This is a genomic window from Microlunatus soli, from assembly GCF_900105385.1.
In the GTDB taxonomy this organism is placed as follows: Bacteria; Actinomycetota; Actinomycetes; order Propionibacteriales; family Propionibacteriaceae; genus Microlunatus; species Microlunatus soli.
Window position 1 is genome coordinate 3,362,696 of sequence record NZ_LT629772.1, and the last position, 20,868, is coordinate 3,383,563.

Consider the following 20,868-nt stretch of genomic DNA (forward strand, 5'->3'; position numbering starts at 1 on the left):
GTCGTCGTGTGGGTGTGCTGAGGTAGCGCGCCGGATCGGACAGGCAGCCTCAGTCGCCCATGATCATTTCCTGGGCGAATCGGGTGATCTTGTCGACGACGGCATCGATGATCAACTTGCCGTCCTCGGCGGTGACCTGCCGGGGATCGCCCAGCACGCCTTGGTGGTAGGAGTCGAAGCCGACGGCCAGCTTCGGCCCGAGGGTGGAGCGGGACAGCCGAGCGCGGCCGGTCAACTGGGACACCTCGGTGGTACCCGGCTGCAGTTCCGCGTCGCGGACCAGCTCGGGTGCGAGGAACTGCATCTGGGCCGTTTCGGCCTGGCCCGAGTGGCCGTGCACCGACGTGACGTCGAGTTGCGCGATCTCCGGCTTGGCCAGCGCCGTGATCGGCGACCAGGCCAGCCACAGCTCGGGGTGCAGCTGAAGTTGATCTTGAGCGACGACCGAGAGTGCGGGTGCGTTGCCGCCGTGCCCGGTGATGATCAGGATCTTGCGCCAGCCGGCGTCGTACAGGCTGTCGATCAGTTCGTTGATCATGGTCTGGAAGGTCGCCGCGGTCAGACTCATGGTGCCCGCGAAGGCCACGTGGTGCGGTGAGACGCCGTACGGCAGCGCCGGCGCCAGCACCGCCCGCCCGGCCAGTCCCTCGACCACCCTGCTGGCCACGCCCTCGGCCCGGACGGTGTCGGTGCACATCGCCATCCCGGGGCCGTGTTGCTCCTGCGCGCCGACCGGCAACACCACCAACGGTGCGGCCGCCACGGCTGTGGTCGCCTCGACGGTGGTCATCGTCGCCAGCTCCGGGAAGCCCATCAGCGATCACCGTCCGCTGCGGCCGCGTCGGCCTGCAGGTCGGCGCTGCTGATCGCCTCGCGGATGTGCGCCAGATGATCACGGGTCAGCTGCCGTGCCTGCGCGGGATCGCGATCATGAACCGCGGCGAGGATCTCCAGATGTTCGCGATGATCACGTTCGCGTTCGTCGTAGAGCCTGCGGATCGCGCGTTGTTGACGGCCGCGGACCAGGATCAGGGACTCGATCAGCTCACGCATCAGCCGGTTGCCGGTGGCGGCGGCCAACTCGATGTGGAAGTGGTAGGCCACCGGTCGATCGCCCGGCGGATTGAGGGCGTTGCCCGAGGCGAGTTCGAGTCGTCGGAGTTGATCATCGGTACGGGCCAGCGCGGCCGCCGCGGCGGTGTCCGGCTCGATCAGCTCGCGGGCGCCGATCAGCTCCAGCACCGACTCCTTGGTCAGCGGCGCCCGGTGCGGGTTGACCATCACCGCCCGGTCGATCGTCGGGCCGACATAGGTGCCGGATCCGTGGCGCAGTTCGACAGCGCCGGTCGCTTCCAGTTGACGCAGCGCCTCCCGGATCGTCGGGGTGGTGACCTCGAATCGGCTGGCCAGCGTCCGGGCCGACGGGATCGCGTCGCCAGTGGTCAGCCCGTCGGTCCGGATCAGGTCCAGGATCGCGTCGGCCAGCCGTCCCGACAGACTGTCGGTTCGCGAGAGGCTCGTGGGGGGCGGAGTGATCGACGACAACGGCGGCATCCTTACGCTCGAACTGGTGAAGTGACTAAATCACTTGCTCACCTTGGTGTCAACCCCTTCGCGACTGTCGGCACGGGCAAGGGGCATGGGATCTTGGGGTGGGAGGCGTTGTGTTGAGGTTCGATGTTCTCGGACCGTTCCGGATCCGTCGGGACGGTGTCGAGCTCAGCCTGCACGGACGCGTCCAGCGGCTGCTGCTGGCCATCCTTCTGGTGCACCCAAACCGACCGGTTCCGGCCGACGTCCTGATCGAGACCGTGTGGCCGGATGATCGATCGGGTCGTGGGCAGGCCAAGCTCCAGCTCGCCGTCCACCGGCTGCGCGCCCGACTCGACAAACCCGGCCGGCTGACGTTGGAACCGGCCGGCTATCGACTGCAGCTCTCGGCCGGCGACTGCGACATCACCGAGTTCGACCGGCTGGCCGATCGTCTGCTCCGCCCGGAGTTGTCCCAGGCTCAGATCGCCGACACGGCGCGGACGGCATTGGATCTCTGGCGTGGCGCGGCCTTCGAGGACTTCGATGAGCTGGCGACACTGCCGGAGGCGGCGCGCTGCGCGGAGCGTCGACGATGGGTGTTCGACCTCTGGTGTGAGGCCGAGCTCGGCCGTGGCCGCGGGACGGCACTGATCCCCGAATTGCGGCTGCGGTGCACCGAGGAACCGCTGCACGAGCGGTATGCGGTGCTGCTGATCCGCGCGCTGCACTCCTGCGGGCGTCCGGCCGATGCGCTGGCGGTCTACCGGCGGACCCGGTCCGCACTGTTGGAGGAGCTCGGCGTCGAACCGGGTAGCGAGCTGCAGCAGGAGCAGGCGACGGTGCTCGCCGGACAGCGCGATGACGTCGAGGACCGACCGGAGCCGGCACCGGCCGTCCGTCCGGCGCAGCTGCCACCCGCCGTCGAGCTCACCGGACGTACTCGTGAACTGTCCGCGGTCGGCGACGCTGACGGCCCGGCGCTGCGGCTGATCACCGGAATGGGCGGCGTCGGCAAGACCTCGATCGCGTTGGCCTGGGCACACCGACACGCCGACGCCTACCCCGACGGTCAGCTGTTCGTCGACCTCCGCGGCTTCAGCGACGATCCGCCGGTCGACCCGGGTGAGGCACTGGAGAGTTGCCTGCGGACGGTCGGGGTGCCGTCGGAACGGGTGCCGGCCGGACTGCAGGACCGGAGCAATCTGCTCCGCAGTCTGCTGTCCTCCCGGCGGGTGCTGATCGTGTTGGACAACGCAGGATCGGCCGACCAGGTCCGGCCACTGCTTCCCGGGAGCGGTCCGGCGACGGTGATCGTGACCAGCCGGCACGCGTTACCGGGGCTGGTCGCTCGGGACGGTGCCGTCGTGACAGCCGTACGGCCGCTGACCCGCTCGGCATCGGTGCAGCTGCTCGGCGACCTGATCGGAAACCGGGCCGGCGGCGACACCGACGCGGTCCATGCGTTGGCCGAGCTGTGCGGGGATCTGCCGCTGGCACTGCGGGTGGCGGCCCAACAGGCCGTCGACCGGATCGACCAGACCATCGCCCAGTTGGTCGCCGAACTCGGCGATCAGCACGACCGGCTCGATCTTCTGGATGCCGGTGACGGACCGGCGACCGATGTCCGCGCGATCCTCTCCTGGTCCTACCGGTCGCTGCCCGAGCAGGCCGCCGAACTGTTCGCGCAGTTGGGACTGCTACCCGGTGCCGACGCCGACGTGCCGGCGCTGGCGGCCCTGAGCGGCACCTCCCGGTCGGTGGTGCGCCGCCGGCTCGACGTCCTGGTCCGGGCCCACCTGATCGACCGGTCGGTGAGAGGTCGCTACCGCCAGCACGATCTGCTGCGTGCCTACGCGGCCGAGCTTGCCGAAGGCATCGACGAGGCTCCGCGGTCCGCGGCCCGGGCCCGGCTGCTGCACTTCTACGCCCATGCCGCAGCGACGGCGGTGGCGATGGTCCGACCGGACGACGACTACAACCGTCCGGTACCGGCGCGGAGTCCTGCCGATCCGATGATCTTCGACCAGCCAGCAGCCGCCGAACGCTGGCTGGAACAGGAGCAGGGCAACGTGCTCGCGGCGGCGCACGACGCCGACCCGGCGGAGGCCGAGAGCGTGCTGGTGATCGCCGCCGCGTACGGCTGGCGACTGATCGGTCGCGGACTCGTCGGCGACGGGTTGCGGCTGCACACCCGCGAGCTCGAGCTGGCGCGGCTGGTCGGGAACCGGTACCTGGAGATGCGTGCGTTGTCCGGGATCGGCAGCTGCCGGTTCAGCCAGGGAGACTTCGACGGCGCCGAAGCGGCGTTCGAGGCGATCCGCGGGCTGCACGAGCAGCACGGGATCACCGACTCGCTCGGCGGCGTTCACGGTTATCTGGGGATCGTGGCGCTGACGCGCGGAAACCTGGCCCGAGCCGAGGCGTTGTTCTGCGAATCGATCCGGCGCTACCGGGCGTCGGACCGGGCGCTGCCGATCGCGATCGCGACGGCTCAGCACTATCGCGGCGTGATCGGACTCCGCGCCGGAGAGCCACGAGTAGCTGAACGGCACTTCCTGGCCGCGCGGTCGCTCTGCGAACAGCACGATCTGGCCTACTGCCGTCTCGATGTGCTGACCGGTCTGGCCGAAACGGCATTGGTCGACGGCGATCCGGTCGGCGCCGATGAACTGGCCCGGCAGGTCGTCGCCGAGGCACGGGCGCGGCACGCGATCAGCAGCGCTGTCCGAGCCCTGGTCATCCAGGGGCGGGCCCGGACGGCACTCGGTGATCACGCCGACGGCCGTCGACTGTTCCGGGAGGCCACCCGGATGGTCCGTCGGACCGGCACGGTGGAGGACACGATGCTGGTGTTGGACGGCTCCGCGCGAGCGATGGCCGACGGGCCAGGCGCGCTGAGGCTTTTCGCCGACGCGATCGACTACGCCGCGGAACACGGGTTCGACGGATTCCAGGCCGGTCTGCGCGCCGAACTTGCCGAGATCCTGGCCGGCAGCGGCGAACCGACGCAGGCCGTCGCCCAACTCACCCGAGCAGCACGGATCTACGCCCGGGTCGACGACCCCCGGGCAACGACCGTCGTCGCGATCCGCGACCGACTCGCCGGGTGAAAGTGCGGGGAAAGTGGCCCGGTGAATCGTCACGGGCATGACTGTCTCGTCGACGAATCATGTCCCGGCCGAGCCGACCCCGACGCGTCGTGACGGGACGCGCTATCTGTGGGACGACGAGCCCGACCTCGGCGCCGAGCATCTGGAGTTGCTCGAGCTGGTGCTCGACCCGTACTCGATCGGGCAGCTGGAACGGCTGGACCTGCCCGAACGCGCCCGCTGTCTGGAGATCGGGGCCGGCAACGGGTCGATCGCCCGCTGGCTGGCGCAGCGTCCGGACCCGGCCGTCGGATCGGTGCTGGCGACCGATCTGGACACCGCCTACCTGAGCCCGATGGCCGGCGTCAGTGTGCTCCAGCACGACATCACCGACGGCGTCCCGGGCGGCCCGTACGACCTGATCCATGCCCGGATGGTGCTCACCCACCTACCCGATCGCGACGCGGTGCTGTCCCGGTTGGTCGATGCACTCGCGCCCGGCGGCTGGCTGCTGCTGGGCGATTCAGCCGCTCCGCCCACTCTTGCCGCCCGGCCGGATCCCGCGGACGAGGAGGCGTTCCAGCGGTTCGCCCGGATGGCGTACGAGATGGTGGCACCTGCCGCCGGACAGGCACTGACCTGGGCGGGTGGCACCCACACGCTGATGCAGGACGCGGGACTGTCCGACATCCACGCCGACCGCTTCAGCTTCCTCACCCGGGGCGGCGACCTCGGCTGTCGGCTGCACCTCAACCTGAGTCGTCAGGGCGCGACCCATCTGCGGAAGGCGGGTCTGTCGGAGGAGGACCTGGACCGCTACCAGAGGCTGTTGATGAAGCCGAGCTTCCGCAGCTGGTTCTACCAACTCGTCTACACCCGTGGTCGCAAACCGCAAGCCCGTCCGTCCGACCCGGTCAGGCCGCGCGGCGGCTGACCGGTCCGACCGCGCCGGGGAACTCGCCGCACATCCGCAGACCGGCGTTGATCAGCAGCTCTCCGACCGATCGCCGGAACGCTACCTTGTCCTGCGGCCGGCCGGTTCGCCGGCGGAACTCTCGGGCCAGGCGCCCGTCGGCGGCTCGGCGCAGCCGCTCCTGATAGAGCTGATTGGGTTCGGAATGATGCATGAGCATGGCAGGTCCTGTCGAAGGGTCGGGGAAATTTGCCTTGCTTCCTCGAAAGGGCATCAACTGATTCCATCCTCTGCTGCTGGTGTTACACATCGCTTGCGAAGCGGTTACACGTCAGTTCGGTGCGCTGTGGTCTTGCTCACCAGGCGTAGGAGATCAGCTCCGCCAACACCTCCTCGGCATCGACCGGCAGCCCGCGGGTCGCGAACCAATTGCAGACGTTGCGGCAGTCCCGGGCCAGGAAGTCCATCCCGTTGGAGTTGCCGACGATGTCCACCACCTGCGGCACGTCGATGATCACCAGCCGGTCGCCGGCGGCCAGGATGTTGAACGGGGACAGGTCGCCGTGTGCCTGCTGACGACCGGCCAGCACCGCCATCGCCTGGTGCAGCTGGTCCCAGTAGTTGCGGAGTTGATCATGATCCGGCCGGGTCTGGGCCAACCGTGGCGCGACCTCGCCGTCACGGTCGGTGATCAACTCCATCAGGATCTCGGTGCCGTCCAGCTGGATCGGGTAGGGGACCGGGAGGCCGGCCTCCCAGAGCTCGCACAGGGTGCCGAACTCCGCGCCCGCCCACTGCCCGGCCTGCACCGAACGGCCGTGCGCGGTGTGTTTGGCCATCGCTCGGCGGTCGCGGGTGTTCCGGGTCTTGCGGGCGTCGCTGTAGCCGGCGTCACGATGGAACTGACGATGCTCGGCTTCCCGATAACGTTTGGCGGCCAGCACGGTCGCAGCATCGTCGGTGGCACGTTCGAGCAGGAAGACATCGGCCTCCTTGCCCGTCTTCAGGATGCCCAGCTCGGTCTCGATCGCGCCGGACGCGGTGATCACCCAGTCGGGGACAGGCTCCGGACCGGTCAGGACACCGATCTCGTCGTAGCGGGACCAGCGTTGATCGTCGTCGAGGTCGACGGTCGGGATGAAGGTGAAATCAAAGGGGTCGGGATGGGCCTGACGAGGCAACTGCTCGTCGGGCAGATCGTGACGGTGCAACTTCTACTCCTGGGAAGAGGATCGAGGTGTGGGCGCGATCCAGTGCGGCAGTCATGGCGCGACCTCCTTCTTCCCGGCGCTCGCCCGAGCGGGGCGGCGCAGCTGTAGCAGTTCCGGCCACCTTGTAGCAAAAGAACTCGGGCCCGCAAGTTGTTTTCCCTCCGTGACTCCTACCGGGGTACGTTGGGCGCCACAGGCGGGTGACGAGGTCGACATCCCTGAGCCGAGTCGACTGCCTGGCCGGGGCCCACGCTCAGCGATCAGGTGGGTGCCGGAGTCGGGCCATTAGGCGTTGCACACCCCCGCCACGCCGGTGCTCGACATCGAGGCAGATTTCGGGTGCTGCGGTGATCCCGCAACGGAGCGAGAGGATGCACGAGGATGAGCGAGGAGAGTGGGTCGGCCGCGGAGGTCGACTTCATTCAGTTGCTGACGCCGGAGGGTATGCGCGTCAGCAATGACGAGTACGAGTTCGCCGGCACCGACGAGCAGATCGCCGGCTTCTACCGCGACATGGTGCTGACCCGCCGGGTGGATACCGAAGCCACCGCCCTGCAACGGCAGGGTGAGCTGGGGCTGTGGGCGTCCTGTCTGGGTCAGGAGGCCGCGCAGGTCGGGTCCGGCCGGGCGATCGGCGGCCAGGACCACGTCTTCCCCAGCTATCGCGAGCACGGTGTCGCCCTGGCCATGGGCGTCGACCCGGTCGATGTGCTGCGGCTGTTCCGGGGCGTCGACCTGGGCGGTTGGGACACCGAGAAGACCCGGTTCAACCTCTACACCGTGGTGATCGGTGCCCAGACACTGCACGCCACCGGCTACGCGATGGGGATGGAGCGTGACGGCAACGTCGGCACCGGCGACCCGGATCGCGACGCCGCCGTGATCGCCTATCTCGGAGACGGTGCCACCAGCCAGGGCGACGTCAGCGAGGCGTTCGTCTTCTCCAGTTCCTACAACGCCCCGGTGGTGTTCTTCTGCCAGAACAACCAGTGGGCGATCTCCGAGCCGATCGAGCGACAGTCCCGGATTCCCTTGTACAGAAGGTCGTCCGGCTTCGGCATCCCCGGCGTCCGGGTGGACGGCAACGATGTGCTTGCCGTGCACGCCGTCACCACCAAGGCGATGGAACGGGCCCGGTCCGGCAACGGTCCGACCTTCATCGAGGCCTACACCTACCGGATGGGTGCACACACCACGTCGGACGATCCGACCAAATACCGGTTGGACGACGAGGTCCAGCATTGGCAGTTGAAGGATCCGATCGCCCGGGTCCGTGCCTATCTGACCCGCAACGGTGCGGTCGGCGAGACCTTTTTCGACGAGGTCGAGGCCGAGGCAAATGATCTTGCTGCCGACGTCCGGGGTCGCTGCTTGGCGATGCCGGATCCGGAGTTGCTGGATGCCTTCGACGACGTCTACGCCGAGCAGACCCCTTACCTGGCTGAACAGAAGGCCGACTATTCCAGCTATCTCGACAGCTTCATCGGGGGTGCACGATGAGTCGGATCACCATCGGCAAGGCGTTGAACGCCGGCCTACGGCGCGCGTTGGAAGCCGATCCCAAGGTCGTCCTGGCCGGTGAGGACATCGGCAAGCTCGGCGGCGTCTTCCGGGTCACCGAGGGCCTGCAGAAGGATTTCGGCGAGGCCCGGGTGATCGACTCGCCGCTGGCCGAGTCCGGCATCATCGGGACCGCCGTCGGGATGGCGATGCGCGGCTACCGGCCGGTCTGCGAGATGCAGTTCGACGGCTTCACGATGCCGGCGTTCGATCAGATCGTCAATCAGGTCGCCAAGATGCACAACCGGTCCCGGGGGCGGATCAGGATGCCGATGGTGATCAGGATCCCGTTCGGCGGCGGCATCGGCGCGGTCGAGCATCACAGCGAATCGCCGGAGTCCTACTTCTGCCACACCGCCGGTCTGAAGGTGGTGTCGGTGTCGAACGCCAACGACGCCTACTGGATGATCCAGCAGGCCGTGGCGTCGGACGATCCGGTGATCTTCTTCGAGCCAAAACGGCGGTACCACGAACGGGGCGAGGTCGACGAGGCGGGCCGGCCCCAGCCACTGCACAGTGCAACGATCGTCAAGCCAGGCAGCGATCTGACGTTGTTGGCGTACGGTCCGATGGTCAAGGTCTGTGTCGACGCAGCGACCGCCGCCGAGGACGAGGATCGCAACCTGGAAGTCATCGACCTGCGTTCGCTGTCCCCGCTGGACATGTCGGTGATCATCGAGTCGGCGCAGCGTACCGGCCGGGTCGTCGCGGTCCACGAGGCGGCGACCAGTGGTGGTCTCGGCGCCGAGATCGCGGCGCGCGTGACCGAGCGTTGTTTCTACTCCCTGGAAGCTCCGGTGCTCCGGGTCGGAGGCTTCGACATGCCGTACCCCGCCAGCCGGTTGGAGGACGAATACCTTCCCGATCTTGATCGGGTGCTGGACGCCGTCGACCGTTCGTTGGCCTACTGACCCGAGGAGAGGATCACGCGATGAAGCAGTTCCTGTTGCCGGATCCGGGCGAGGGTCTGGTCGAGGCCGAGATCGTCAGCTGGCATGTCAAGGCCGGCGACCAGGTCAAGATCAACGACATCCTGCTCGAGGTCGAGACCAGTAAGTCGATCGTGGAGTTGCCCAGCCCGTACGCGGGTACCGTCGGCGAGTTGATGGTCGCCGAAGGTGACACGGTCGAGGTCGGCACGCCGATCATCTCCATCGACGACGGGACCGGTCCGGCCACACCGACGGAATCGGCCGCAGCGCCGGCAGCGGAGGGCGACGAGGGCGGTGAACGGGTCGCGAATCTGGTCGGCTACGGCCCCCGCGCCGCGCAGACCAAGCGCCGGGCCCGCAAACCGGCGGCGACTCCGCCGGCCGAACCGCACCAGGCCGTCGCCGACGCCTTCACCACCGCTCACCCGGTCTCGCACCGACCGGAGGAGCCGGCACCGCTGCAGCCGGTGCCGGCCGAGCCGGTGGGCGCGCCGTTGCCGCCGCCCGGTCAAGCACCCGCCGAGCCGCACCCGGCCGGGGGAGCGGTGCTGGCCAAGCCACCGGTTCGCAAGCTGGCCAAGGATCTCGGCCTCGATCTGGCGACGATCACCGGGACCGGGGCGGGTGGTGTGATCACCCGCGACGACGTCGAAGCAGCCGCGCAGAGCCCTGCGCCTGCTCGGGGTCCCGAGCCTGTCGAAGGACCGATCGCGCACCAGCAGCCCACAACCGATACCCGGATCCCGATCAAGGGCGTCCGGAAGGCGACCGCGCAGGCGATGGTGACGTCCGCCTTCACCGCACCGCACGTCACCGAATGGGTGACCTGCGATGTGTCGGCAACCATGCAACTGGTCGAGGATCTCAAGGCCCGCAAGGAATTCGCCGATGTCCGGATCTCGCCGTTGTTGATCATCGCCAAGGCTGCCCTGCTGGCGTTGCGCCGGACCAGGGCGATGAACGCGACCTGGGACGAGTCCGCGCAGGAGATCATCCAGCACGGTGCGGTGAATCTCGGCATCGCGGCCGCGACCCCGCGGGGTCTGGTGGTGCCCAACATCAAGTCTGCCGACCAGCTCGACCTGCTCCAGCTGGCCGCGGCACTGGGTCAGTTGATCACGGTCGCCCGGGACGGCAAGACCCAGCCGGCCGAGATGTCCGGCGGCACCTTCACGATCACCAACGTCGGCGTCTTCGGTGTCGACGCCGGCACCCCGATCCTCAACCCGGGGGAGTCCGGCATCCTCGCCGTCGGTGCCATCAACCGCCGCCCCTGGGTGGTCGGCAGCGGAGCCGACGAGCGCATCGAACCCCGCTGGGTGACCACCCTGGCCGTCTCCTTCGACCACCGCATCGTCGACGGCGAGCAAGGCTCGACCTTCCTCTCCGACCTGGCCACCCTGCTCAACAACCCCGCCACCGCCCTCCTCTACTAGCCCTGCACTAAGCGCGATATATCAAGGTTGCGCACGTTCCCGCGGGCCGGGGACGTGCGCAACCTCGTCGTGGATCGAGCCGGCGGGTACGACCTGGGTCTTGAGGTCGCCGGTACGGATCGGACTCCGGTCGACGGTCGTCGCGGAAACCTTGGGTGCGGTCGCCGGATCGGTGACGATCGGGTCATGGAGATCCCCGGGCAGCAGACCAGTCCGTACGACGTGCATCCCGCGGGTGCGTACCGGCACCGGCCGAACGTTCCGGTCGTGCACGGGGACTACTCCGGTGCGACGGCATCGTTCGCGCCGGTACCGCGGGCGCCGGCCGCGGAACGGGTCGGGGATGCCGAACGGTCCGCAGTCTGCGACGCGCTCTCTACCCACTTCGCTGCCGGCCGATTGGGGGCCGAGGATCTGGAGTATCGGCTGACGATGGCCGTCCAGGCGGTGACCCGCGATGATCTCTACCGGCTGACCGCCGATCTCCCGACCGCATCCCAGCCCGTGCCGTCGGGGCACCGACCGCCGCCGACCCAGCGGGCCTGGCCGGCGCTGAGCGTGCTCGCTGTCCTCGCCCTGATCGGCTCGTTCGTCGTCGCCGGCGGGATGCTGATGGTGCTCGGCGCGGTCGAGCCGTTCCTGTTCGTCGCCGCCTGCTTCGGCGGCACCGCGGCCGCTCTCGGCGGCGCCAGCGGGACCTATCTGCTGATGCGGCACCTCCGGTTGCGGCGTGCCGACGAGTAGCAGCCGACGAACAGCGGCTCCCGTCGTTCAGTCCAGCTGATCACGCCAACTGTAGGTCGGGGTCCAACCGAACAGGGTCCGCATCTTCGTACAGTCGAAGGCGGATTGCGGGTCGGTGTAGTCGGTGGCGAACGCGTCGTACCCGTCGTAGTACTCCGCCATCAGCTCACGCAGGCCGCGTCGTGCCCGGGTGTCCGCGGCAGCGATCAGACACACCTCATGACCGGTGCTGTCGCCCTCGATCGCTGCCCGATAAGCGGTTCCGACGTCTCGGGCGTCGATGTAGCTCCAGAAGTTCGCCATGTTGCGACGGGGATCGGCCCATTCGTCGCGGAAGCTTTCGTAGGAGTCGGGCGGGATGACGTTGTTGATCCGGAGCCCGACCCACGCAGACTCCGGATGCGCCAACACCAGCGACTCGGCGATCACCTCGCTGATGTACTTGCTCAACGCATAGGCATTCGGTGACGGCCGTCGCTCGGACTCGTCGAACGGGATCTGCTCCGGAACGACGCCCTCGGTGAGCAGTCCGGTTGCCATCTCGCTCGACGCGTACACCACTCGGCGTACGCCGAGGTCGCCGGCGGCCTGCAGCACGTTGTGAGCGCTGATCACGTTGTTGTCGAAGACATCGATCCGCGCCTGGCCGCTGGGAGCAGGGTTGGCTGCGAGGTGGGCGACAGCATCCGGCCGGAACTGCGCCAACGCGTCGTAGACCCGGCCGGCATCGGTCAACTCGACACGGCAGAACTCTCCCGGGAGGTCGAGATCCGGACGCCGCCCGAGATCGAAGTTGATCACCTCGTGCCCCGCGGCGGCGAGTTCGCGGACCACCCATTGCCCCGCCTTGCCGTTGCCTCCTGTGACGACAACCCGCATAGCTGTATGCCTCCGTCGATCAGTACGTTTCCGGCCTGGACAGGGGTATCCGGGCCGACTTCGACGATACTGTCAACTGCCGGGCGACACTTTCCCAGCCCTCGGTCCAACCGGGTCCAATGATCGGGAAAGCTTGATCAACTTCACCATGCATCGGGCTTGGAGCGAATCCACAATCCGCGCGAGGAATGCTGACCGGGCGTCGGACTACGATGCGCGATCATGAAGTCCGTGGTCGGTACCGTTCTCAACTGGAACGACGAAGAAGGCTGGGGTGTGCTGCGCTCCGCCGACGTCACCTCCGACGTCTTCGCCCACTTCTCCGAGCTTGCCCTGGACGGGTACCGAACCGTTCAGCCCGGACAAGCCGTACGGTTCGGATGCGAACACGTCCCAGGCGGCCAGGACGGCTACGACTACCGAGCGGTGGACGTTCGCGTGATCGATTAGCTCCCGGCTCCGGGCAGGCTTTGCCTCCGATCAGAGACCGCGCGGTTCCTCTTGGACGAGCAAGCAGAACGGGTGTCCCGCCGGATCGGCGAGCACGTAGAGCGGTTCACCCTGATCCTGCGAACGGTCGTAGAGCAGTTGAGCACCCAACGATTCGGCCCGTGCTCGGTGTCGCTCCAGCGCCTCGGTGCTACGGACCCTGAAGTCCATGTGCATCTGCATCGGCACCCCGCTCCGCCGGCCAGGTGGGCGGCGTGGTGTCCTTCTTCTCCTGGATGGTCAGCACTCTGTCGCCGTTGTCGTCGACCAGGACAGCCAGCCGGCGTCGTCCTGACTGCCATCGGTGGGCGGTTCGTCACCCTCGCGGTAGTGCAGGCCGAGAAGCTCTCGATAGAACTCGCCCAGTCCACGGCAGTCCTTCGCGTCGATGGCGGTGTGCAGCAGCACGGGATACCCAGACATCCTCGGTCTCCTCGCCTCGCGGTGGGATCCAAACTAACGCCTGGGGCATGCCAGAACGGTTGGACCCTCGCCCGGGTTCAGCGTCGCGATCGTGGTCCGGTGCCGCCTGCTCGAGAAGGGACGCGAACGCGGCCGCCGGTGCGATCCTGCTCTGGTGGTGATCCCCGGCCGCCGGTGCGATCCTGCTGGTTCATCCTGCTCTGGTGGTGATCCCGGGCGCTGGTGGCGGAATCTTCGTGCTGCTTCGGATCTCGTCGCCGGGGACAGAAGAGCGATCACCGGAATCCGACCCGGGGTCAGGCGGTGGGTGGTGTGGGCGCGGCGGATTGCCAGATGTGTTGGGCGTAGTTGCCGCGACCGAGGTCGTAGCTGCCGGTCGCGTCGACCAGGAACACTCTGCCTTCCGGCGCCCGGAACAGGAACGTTCCGGGCTCGGGTCGTCGCCGTTTCCAGAGTCCGTGGGTGATCACGTTGTGTTCGCGGCGGCCGTCGGGTGCGAGGTTGTTCTCCCGGGTCTGCGCCGGGACACCTTCCACGTAGGGGATGTTGTGATCAAGATCAAGATGACGCCCGACGGACCCGGAGAACGGGAACATACTCCCGGGGTACTTCAGGAACATCCGTTCCCGCATCGCCTGCGGGATCTCATAGGAATCCACCGGCGTCATATCGACGTTGAGGTCGATCACGGGTTTGAGGGTGATGTTGCAGTCTCCGAGCCAGCCGGCGACCAAGCTGCTGATCATGGGGCCGATGTCTTCGACCCTAGTCACGCCGAGTCCGGTGTCGAGGGTTTCCTTGGCGATGTGGACGTAGAGGGTGGCATTCGGGCGGAACTTGGCCGGGTCGATCTTGCCGATGGCGCGGATCGTGAGCTCGGCCAGCCGCCGGTCTTGATCAACGCGGGGGAACCGTGCCGTCGCACGGTCGTCGTCCAGCGGGTCGGGTGGCGGCTCGTCCTCGGAGTCGTGATCGTGCGGCTGCTGGCCTGGGTTGTCGGGCGTGGTCTCGGCGGGCTGGTCTGGGTCGGCATCCGTGCCGGAGGCTGCGGCTGGCGACGCGGACGCGTCGGGACTCACCGTCCAGGCGTCGGCAGCATTCGATGTCGGCTTGGGGAACAGGGAATCGTCGTCAGGATCAGGGTCGGGATCGAACAGGGTGGGTTCGGTGTCCTCGGCGATCAACCGGACCGCGTCGAGGGGGTTGCCCAACACGTCGATCGCTGCGGCCATGCGTTCGTTCTTGGTACCGGTGTGGCCTCGGCGGGCCAGGATGTCGGCGATCCGAGTCACCTGGGCATAGAAGCGGATCCCGGCTGGCGAATCGGTCAGGATGTAGATGCCTTTGATGCCATGCTCGTTGCTCTGATTGATGAAGACGCCCACATCGTGAGCCGCTTGTTCGGCGCGTTTCTTCACGTTGACGGCGTCGACCCGGATGATGGTGGCTTCGAGTTGGGCGAGCAGTTTGTTCCAGGACCAGCGCCCGACCATCGGTGCGATCGACCGATCAACCTCCAACGCCTGTTCCAGGGTCAGGTGCCGGGTTTGGCGGGCGATGGTTTGGCAGTCGAGGGCGTCGACTTCGTTGTTGCAGAGTCGGTGCCACAGGTAGGGGAGGCGGTGGCGCAGGTCGAGAGCGTCAGCGATGATCCGTTCGGCGGTGCCGGTGGATTTGTGCATGCTGGCGGCGAGGTCGGTGACGCAGAATCGGGTCAGCTCGGGTGTGCCGTCGCCGCCGGGTCGGATCGGGCGGTCGCCGCCGGGGATCGCCAACTGGTAGGCGGCGATGGTGTCGGCGGGGAAGCGGTCGGCGAAGGCTGCTGCGAGGCAGAGTTTGGCGTTGGTGGTGGCGCGGACGAGCCAGTCGATCGCTGTTACTTGGTGGAGGAGTTGGTCGGTGGCCAGGCAGGACGGATCGAGACCCGCCGCCCTCTGGACTGTGTGCATCAGCCCGCTGCCATCGATCATGTGATCAACACTAGACGTGGCCACTGACAGTCTTGACCGGTCAGGATTCCAAGCCAGCAACGGTTATCCACAGATTGAAGGAGATTCTGTAGGTCGCGTTGATGGCCCTTCGACAAGACCGGGGCCGTGCGATCTTCGACCACGAGTGCTCACTCGTCGGTCTATCGGGATGGGTACGCGCACGCACCATCCGGTCGTCCACATCAACCAGCACCGTTCGCTCAGTCACGGCAATGTGGCCAAGGCTTTGTCGTCAAGACTGCACGGCTTGACTGACGTAGTCGTCAATCGCTGCACGCCAAATCTGCGGCGAACGCCAGGCAGGATCGGTATCGGGGCCGATGATCGACCACATCCGCAGCGCGTACCAGCCGAGAACGATGGTCTCGACCCGCCGCAGGTCGGCGATGTTGCTGATCGTGGGCAGTCCGAGCGCACCACGTTGCTCGTCGAGGAGTAGAATAAGTTCCCGCCAGCCAACTCGCGCCGGGTCGGAGTTCAGGACCTGACAGTAGGCGGCCTCGAACACCCAGGGCATGAGGCAGGGTTCGAAGTCGATCAAGAGTGCGTCGCTGAGCTGCGGCGCCGGTGTGCGACTGAGGACATTCGCCATGTGGAGGTCGCCGTGGCAGATCTCCGGCGGACAGGCCTGACTGACAAGTTCCCAGTCCTGGTCGACGCTCCCGAGCAGCGCGGCCGCCGGACCGGGAACGCCGCGTGTGATCGCGGAGTCGATCCAGGAAGCGACGTCACCAGCTGTCGTGACAGAATGAGGACCGCTCGGGTGACGACGGGCGAAGCGGTGAAAACGAGCCGCGGCCGCCATCAGCATGGTGAACTCCTGCCCATGCCAGCCCGCATGAAGTCCGCCGGGCAGCCGTTCGGACACCATCCAACCAAGATCGATGTCGCCGAGCCGGCCTCCGCTGGCGAACAGGATCGGCGCCAGGGCAGGATCTTCCCTGGAGATCGCCTCGGTCCACCACCGTTGCGAGGGCGACACTCCGATCTTCACGATGACGTCGGCGCCGGTTGCATTCCAGGTGCCGACGAAGTGGAGGCCGCTGGCGCCCCACTCGGCTTCGAGGACGGCAAGGTCGGTCAAGGCACCCAACGCAGGTTCAGCGCGAAGCTGCTGACGGATGCGCGCGATCGCCTCTGGATCAGCCCGGACACGACCGTCCTTGCCGATCAACGATGATCGACCCATCTCCGCGCCCGAGTCCGTGACAGACATCGTCATCGAAGGACGTGCCACGAGCAATCCGGACGGTCGGCGGAGCTCAGAGTCACAGCGGCCCCAGGACGTCGTGTGGATCGGCATCGAGGCCCAGGGTGTCGAGGATCGTCAGCAATTGCTGCTCCTCGTAACGGAAGTGATTCTCCATGATCGCCGCGACGCCATCGAGATGCCGGTCGATCTCTACCGGGGATGCGTTTCGTCCGACGGCATCCTGCAGGGCGGCGACGAGATAGCCGATCATCGAATGATCTTGGCGCAGCTGCCGCAAGGTGCCTGCCAACTCCGGATGAGCAGCGGCGACAGCGGGGAAGAGTTCGCGGTCCTCACTCTGGTGGTGTCCGGTCAGCGCCGTACAGAAACCGTGGCAGAACATCAACAACTCACGGGTGGCCGGGGCGGATGCCTCACCCGCTTCCAGCGCGTCGCGGGTGACCCGCAACGCCGTCCGCAGCCGTTGATGGACCGCGCGCAGTTCCTGGCTCCAGGCGATCAACCTGGTGTGCTCGCCCTCAGTCACGTGAGGGCGAAGGGAGCGACGTGATCATCGTCGGCCTCCTTCGTGCTTCGGCGCCTCCATGCCTGACACGGTCTGCCACCGACACGCGACGCTGCGCTCAGACTAGCGCAGTTGTCGCACCAGATCAGGCCGACCGGTCCAGACGTTCGGTTGTTGCAGGGTCGACAGCCTCGGCGTCCCGAACCCACACGGCGGGCTCGTCGCCCACCAGCCGGTCCAGCTCGGCAAGCCGGTCGGTCGTCTGCGGGTCGGCGGCGGTGAGCATGCCGATCCGGCTGCCGGACGTTTCGCCGAGCGGCAGCCGGGACAGCTCCAGACGCAGCTCCCCGACCAGCGGATTGTCGATCACCTTGATCATTTCCTGCACGTCGGTGACGATCTGGCCCTGCCAGATCCGGCGGAACTCCGTCGACCGGTCGCGGAGCGAGGTGATCAACTCCTGCCAGGACGGGTCGCCGGGCTGATGCGCGATCCGGGACCTGATCCGACCGACCAGCGATTGGCCGAGGGTGTCCCGGTCGCCGAACCGGCTGCGCCAGCCGTCGTCGGTGAAGAACAACGACGCGTAGTTGCGGTCGGCTTCCGGGATCGCGTTCAGGTCCGAGACCAGGAAACGATAACTGCGGTTGTAGGCGTAGAAGTCGAAGCGGGCGTCGTGGATGCAGACCGGATTCGGCAGCATCCGCTCCAGCAGTTCGAGATGGCCCGGCAGGATCTCTGCCCGAGCCAGCAGGTCCAAGCGGCGTGGATAGCCGGTCAGCGCCAGCAGGTACGCCGTCTCGTCGCAGTCCAGCTGCAGCGCCCGCCCGATCGCGCGGGTGACACTCTCCGACGGGTGGACATCGCGGCCCTGCTCGAGCCAGGTGTACCAGGTCACTCCGACTCCGGCGAGCTGCGCTACCTCTTCGCGGCGCAGCCCCGGCGCCCGCCGTCGGCCGGTGCTCACGATGCCGGCCGCCGCAGGGCTGAGCCGGTCCCGCCTGCTGCGCAGGAATGCGCCCAGCGCTTGCCGTGCCTCCACCATGCCTCCCAGTCTGCCGGGACAGCTGCACCGCTCACAATGCCAGCCTGGTGGTCTCGATACCAGGATGAGGAGGCTCTGGTACGGGTACTCGCCCGCGCGTTGGCTGGGAACGTGAGCACTACCGACCTCGATGCGTCCCGGCGTTCCCAAGCCGGCCGCCACGGCGAACCGTCCCAGCCACCACATTCAGATCAGCCAGACCTCACCGCCTCCGGCCTGGCCGGGTTGCTGCTCGGCGGTCTGCTGTCCACCTACACCTTCGGCAGCATCAATGATGCATTGCCGGTGATCGGTCGCGATCTCGGTGCCTCAGGAGCCGAACTGTCGTTGCTGCTGGGCGGCTTTGCCTGTGGTTTCGCCGCGGTGTTGATCATCGCTGGTCGGCTGGGCGATCGCTTCGGTCGGCGGACCGTCTTCCGGATCGGCATCGTCGCCTTCGCCGTTGCCTCTGCGGCCGCGGGGTTCAGCACCGGGATCGAGACCTTGATCGCGCTCCGGGTGGTGCAGGGGCTGGCCGCCGGTGCGTTCATGCCGCAGGTGCTGTCCACCATCCAGGCCACCACCACCGGCGCTGCACGGGTCCGGGCGGTGTCGGCCTACGCCGCGGTGCTCGGCTGCGGCACCGGCGTGGGGCAGGTGTTGGCCGGAGCGCTGATCGGCCTCGATCTCGGTGGGACCGGTTGGCGTCCGGTGTTGTGGTCCGGCGTGTTGTTGGCGGGCGTTGCGTTGCTGGCGACCGTACGTGTCCCGCAGACCCGGTCGGCGACGCCGTCGTCCGCCGATCTGCCCGGCGCGATCATGATGGCGTTGTCCATCGCCGCTCTGGTGTACGCCCTCTCCATCGGTCCGTCGGCAGCATGGCCACCCTGGTCGATGATCATGATCGGCGGTGCGGTGGTGTTGGCGGTGATCTTCTACCGACATGAACGACGGACCGAGCGGTCCGGACGGATCCCGCTCGCGCCGCCGTCCATCCTCCGACTGCCTGCACTACGACTCGGATTGATCATGGCCGGAGTCTTCTTCATCGGTTACGGCGGGCTGATGAACGTGTTCGCGTTGATGAGTCAGTCAGCGCCCGGCGAGGGTGGCCTGGGGCTGTCGGCGATGCTCTCCGGGGTGACGGTGATTCCGTTCGTGATCGCCTACGTGATCGCCTCGATGCTGGTCGGTCGACTGATGACGGCACTGGGGTCCGTGATCATGATCGTCGGCGCGCTGGCGCAGATCGTCGGCCTGGTCGCGATGGCGATCACCGGCTACCTGCTGGCCGGTGCCGACGCCGACCGGCTGACGGTCGCGGTCGCGATCCAGATCCCGTTCATGATCACCGGGGCGGCGCAGGCGATCATGTTCGGTCCGATGATGCAGACCGTGATGGTCGAGGTCCCGGTGTCCGCGGCAGGGCTGAGTGGCGGATTGATCAGCACGGTCCAGCAGACCGCCTTCGGGCTCGGGGTGGCGATCCTGGGTGGCGTCTACCGGTGGATCGCCGCGAGCTCCGGCGCGTTGATCGGCTTTGCGACCGGGGTGATCACCGACGCCGTCGCGGCAGTGTGCTTCGTCGTGTTGGCCTTCCGGCTGCGTCGGTTGCGCAGCCCCCGAGATCAGGAAGGGCCGTCCACCACGGTTCGGATGGACGGCCCTACCTGAGAAATGTGGCTGCTACTCGTCGACCTTCTCGCGAATCCCGCGGGCATCCTCGGCGACCCGGACCAGCGCCATCGCGGCCTCCAGGACGACCCGGACGAAGAGCACCCAGAGCAGTGCCGGGATCCAGCCCAGCACCAGGGTCAGGATGCCGAGCACGATGCCGCCTCCGCCCCCGCCGCTACTGCCGGTCATGCTGCCGATGCTCGATGCCGCGGCTCCGAGCACGAAGGTGCTGATGGTGCCACCGATCCACCACACGGCCGCGATCACCACGGCCAGGATGTAGATGATCTTGACCAGACCGGGCGTCGCATAGCTGCCGAAGCTGAAGTCGAACGCGGCCTTCAGCGGGTTGGCGTCGGCGAACTTCCGCTGCTTCTGCGGCGCCACCTGCTGCTGCTCCCAGCCGGGGTAGGCCTCGGCGCCGGGTTGCTGCCCGTAGCCCGCGTTCTGATCGCCGTACTGCCCCTGCTGGCCCTGGGGGTAGCCGGCGGAGGACTGACCTTGGGGGTAGCCGGCGGAGGACTGACCTTGGGGGTAGCCGGCGGAGGACTGACCTTGGGGGTAGCCGGCGGAGGACTGGCCCTGGGGGTAACCGGCGGAGGACTGGCCCTGAGGGTAGCCGGCGGAGGACTGGCCCTGCGGGGTGTAGGGATCCGCCTGTTGGCCGGACTGCCATTGGGACTGTCCCTGACCTTGGGAGCCCTGACCCTGGTAGCCCTGACCCTGATAGCCCTGACTCTGGTAACCCTGGGCTGGGTAGCCCTGGCCCTGCTGCTGGTCTTGACCCCGCGGCTGGTTCTGATACGGGTCGCCCTGCGACTGCTCGGTCTGCCACTGGCCGCCTGGCTGCCGGTCGCCAGCCGGTTCCTGCTGGCCCGACTGATGCTGCCAGCCGGGCTGATCGTCCTGCGGTGCGTTCCATTGGCCGCCCTGCCAGTCGCCGGAAGCGGCCGGCCTGATCTGGGTGGCGTCATCGGGTTCGGACGGTCCTCCGGGTGCCGACGATGACGGCTGCCCGGTCTGCCAGGGGTTGTTCTCCTGGCCCGGGCTGTCACGCGGCGGGTTTTCGTCGGAGGAACGATCTCTCGGGTCGGGATGAGGCGGATCGGGATGCGTCATGCCTCCCATCCTGCCGACCCGAAGCCCGATTCGGTGGATCTCGGACCGCCGATCTCGCAGATTATCGGTGATCGGCGGGGCGATGGCCTCTTGGCGCGGAGGTTACCGCCAAGTAGTATTTGAGGTAAGT

The 20,868-nt window shown here is 67.5% G+C and carries 20 protein-coding genes; 8 read left to right on the top strand and 12 right to left on the bottom strand.

Annotation, left to right across the window (positions count from 1 at the left end):
* Positions 1 to 49: 49 nt before the first annotated feature.
* Positions 50 to 814: a creatininase family protein gene (locus tag BLU38_RS15420; protein WP_091526174.1), complete on the bottom strand. Its 765-nt coding sequence runs from the start codon at positions 812 to 814 to the stop codon at positions 50 to 52.
* Positions 814 to 1,545: a FadR/GntR family transcriptional regulator gene (locus tag BLU38_RS15425; RefSeq protein WP_231920364.1), complete on the bottom strand. Its 732-nt coding sequence runs from the start codon at positions 1,543 to 1,545 to the stop codon at positions 814 to 816. The genes BLU38_RS15420 and BLU38_RS15425 overlap by 1 nt, the downstream gene beginning before the upstream one ends.
* A gap of 122 nt (positions 1,546 to 1,667) precedes the next feature.
* Between BLU38_RS15425 and BLU38_RS15430 the strand changes: the two genes are divergently transcribed.
* Together BLU38_RS15430 and BLU38_RS15435 are read left to right on the top strand one after the other, a co-directional pair.
* A complete protein-coding gene (locus BLU38_RS15430; RefSeq protein ID WP_172836155.1) occupies positions 1,668 to 4,643 on the top strand; it encodes an AfsR/SARP family transcriptional regulator in 2,976 nt (991 codons plus the stop codon).
* 37 nt (positions 4,644 to 4,680) lie between these two features.
* Positions 4,681 to 5,556, top strand: coding sequence for a class I SAM-dependent methyltransferase (locus BLU38_RS15435; RefSeq protein WP_091526180.1), 876 nt, complete (start codon positions 4,681 to 4,683; stop codon positions 5,554 to 5,556).
* On the opposite strand, the gene BLU38_RS15440 is transcribed toward BLU38_RS15435, so the two are convergent.
* Both BLU38_RS15440 and BLU38_RS15445 read right to left on the bottom strand, forming a co-directional pair.
* A complete protein-coding gene (locus tag BLU38_RS15440; protein ID WP_091526182.1) occupies positions 5,537 to 5,755 on the bottom strand; it encodes a hypothetical protein in 219 nt (72 codons plus the stop codon). The two genes, BLU38_RS15435 and BLU38_RS15440, sit on opposite strands and share 20 nt — an antisense overlap.
* 136 nt (positions 5,756 to 5,891) lie before the next feature.
* On the bottom strand, positions 5,892 to 6,746 hold the full coding sequence (locus BLU38_RS15445; RefSeq protein WP_091526184.1) for a serine protein kinase RIO: 855 nt from the start codon (positions 6,744 to 6,746) through the stop codon (positions 5,892 to 5,894).
* A 381-nt stretch (positions 6,747 to 7,127) separates the two neighbouring features.
* Here BLU38_RS15445 and pdhA point away from each other — a divergent pair, with 381 nt between their 5' ends.
* The 4 genes from pdhA (at position 7,128) to BLU38_RS15470 (ending at position 11,418) form a co-directional block, all read left to right on the top strand.
* The gene (pdhA, locus tag BLU38_RS15450; RefSeq protein ID WP_091526186.1) at positions 7,128 to 8,246 is read left to right on the top strand and encodes a pyruvate dehydrogenase (acetyl-transferring) E1 component subunit alpha; all 1,119 of its coding nucleotides are present in this window, start codon (positions 7,128 to 7,130) and stop codon (positions 8,244 to 8,246) included.
* Complete coding sequence (locus BLU38_RS15455) at positions 8,243 to 9,217, top strand: alpha-ketoacid dehydrogenase subunit beta (protein WP_091526188.1); 975 nt, start codon at positions 8,243 to 8,245, stop codon at positions 9,215 to 9,217. The genes pdhA and BLU38_RS15455 overlap by 4 nt, the downstream gene beginning before the upstream one ends.
* 20 nt (positions 9,218 to 9,237) lie before the next feature.
* Entirely contained in the window at positions 9,238 to 10,674 is a 1,437-nt protein-coding gene (locus BLU38_RS15460; RefSeq protein ID WP_091526190.1) for a dihydrolipoamide acetyltransferase family protein, read from the top strand.
* Between the two features lie 186 nt (positions 10,675 to 10,860).
* Complete coding sequence (locus tag BLU38_RS15470) at positions 10,861 to 11,418, top strand: DUF1707 SHOCT-like domain-containing protein (RefSeq protein ID WP_091526194.1); 558 nt, start codon at positions 10,861 to 10,863, stop codon at positions 11,416 to 11,418.
* A 27-nt stretch (positions 11,419 to 11,445) separates the two neighbouring features.
* Here BLU38_RS15470 and BLU38_RS15475 read toward each other — a convergent pair whose 3' ends face one another.
* Positions 11,446 to 12,297 carry an NAD-dependent epimerase/dehydratase family protein gene (locus tag BLU38_RS15475; RefSeq protein WP_091526196.1) on the bottom strand — a complete coding sequence of 284 codons (852 nt, stop codon included), beginning with the start codon at positions 12,295 to 12,297 and terminating at the stop codon, positions 11,446 to 11,448.
* Between the two features lie 222 nt (positions 12,298 to 12,519).
* Between BLU38_RS15475 and BLU38_RS15480 the strand changes: the two genes are divergently transcribed.
* The gene (locus tag BLU38_RS15480; protein WP_091526198.1) at positions 12,520 to 12,747 is read left to right on the top strand and encodes a cold-shock protein; all 228 of its coding nucleotides are present in this window, start codon (positions 12,520 to 12,522) and stop codon (positions 12,745 to 12,747) included.
* 30 nt (positions 12,748 to 12,777) lie between these two features.
* On the opposite strand, the gene BLU38_RS31750 is transcribed toward BLU38_RS15480, so the two are convergent.
* The 6 genes from BLU38_RS31750 to BLU38_RS15505 all read right to left on the bottom strand — a co-directional run bounded on the left by BLU38_RS31750 (position 12,778) and on the right by BLU38_RS15505 (position 17,963).
* Positions 12,778 to 12,969, bottom strand: coding sequence for a VOC family protein (locus BLU38_RS31750; protein WP_231919861.1), 192 nt, complete (start codon positions 12,967 to 12,969; stop codon positions 12,778 to 12,780).
* Positions 12,970 to 13,026: 57 nt separating this feature from the next.
* Positions 13,027 to 13,209 carry a hypothetical protein gene (locus tag BLU38_RS31755; protein WP_231919862.1) on the bottom strand — a complete coding sequence of 61 codons (183 nt, stop codon included), beginning with the start codon at positions 13,207 to 13,209 and terminating at the stop codon, positions 13,027 to 13,029.
* Positions 13,210 to 13,505: 296 nt separating this feature from the next.
* Complete coding sequence (locus tag BLU38_RS15490) at positions 13,506 to 15,179, bottom strand: hypothetical protein (RefSeq protein ID WP_091526200.1); 1,674 nt, start codon at positions 15,177 to 15,179, stop codon at positions 13,506 to 13,508.
* A gap of 253 nt (positions 15,180 to 15,432) precedes the next feature.
* A complete protein-coding gene (locus tag BLU38_RS15495) occupies positions 15,433 to 16,374 on the bottom strand; it encodes a phosphotransferase (RefSeq protein WP_157683488.1) in 942 nt (313 codons plus the stop codon).
* Positions 16,375 to 16,468: 94 nt separating this feature from the next.
* A complete protein-coding gene (locus BLU38_RS15500; RefSeq protein WP_091526205.1) occupies positions 16,469 to 16,939 on the bottom strand; it encodes a hemerythrin domain-containing protein in 471 nt (156 codons plus the stop codon).
* Between the two features lie 124 nt (positions 16,940 to 17,063).
* A complete protein-coding gene (locus tag BLU38_RS15505) occupies positions 17,064 to 17,963 on the bottom strand; it encodes a helix-turn-helix transcriptional regulator (protein ID WP_157683489.1) in 900 nt (299 codons plus the stop codon).
* A gap of 111 nt (positions 17,964 to 18,074) precedes the next feature.
* On the opposite strand from BLU38_RS15505, the gene BLU38_RS15510 reads away from it, so the two are divergent.
* Positions 18,075 to 19,616: an MFS transporter gene (locus tag BLU38_RS15510; RefSeq protein WP_157683490.1), complete on the top strand. Its 1,542-nt coding sequence runs from the start codon at positions 18,075 to 18,077 to the stop codon at positions 19,614 to 19,616.
* A gap of 12 nt (positions 19,617 to 19,628) precedes the next feature.
* Here the strand turns inward: BLU38_RS15510 and BLU38_RS15515 are convergent, their stop codons facing one another.
* Complete coding sequence (locus BLU38_RS15515; protein ID WP_157683491.1) at positions 19,629 to 20,738, bottom strand: DUF4282 domain-containing protein; 1,110 nt, start codon at positions 20,736 to 20,738, stop codon at positions 19,629 to 19,631.
* Positions 20,739 to 20,868: the final 130 nt, after the last annotated feature.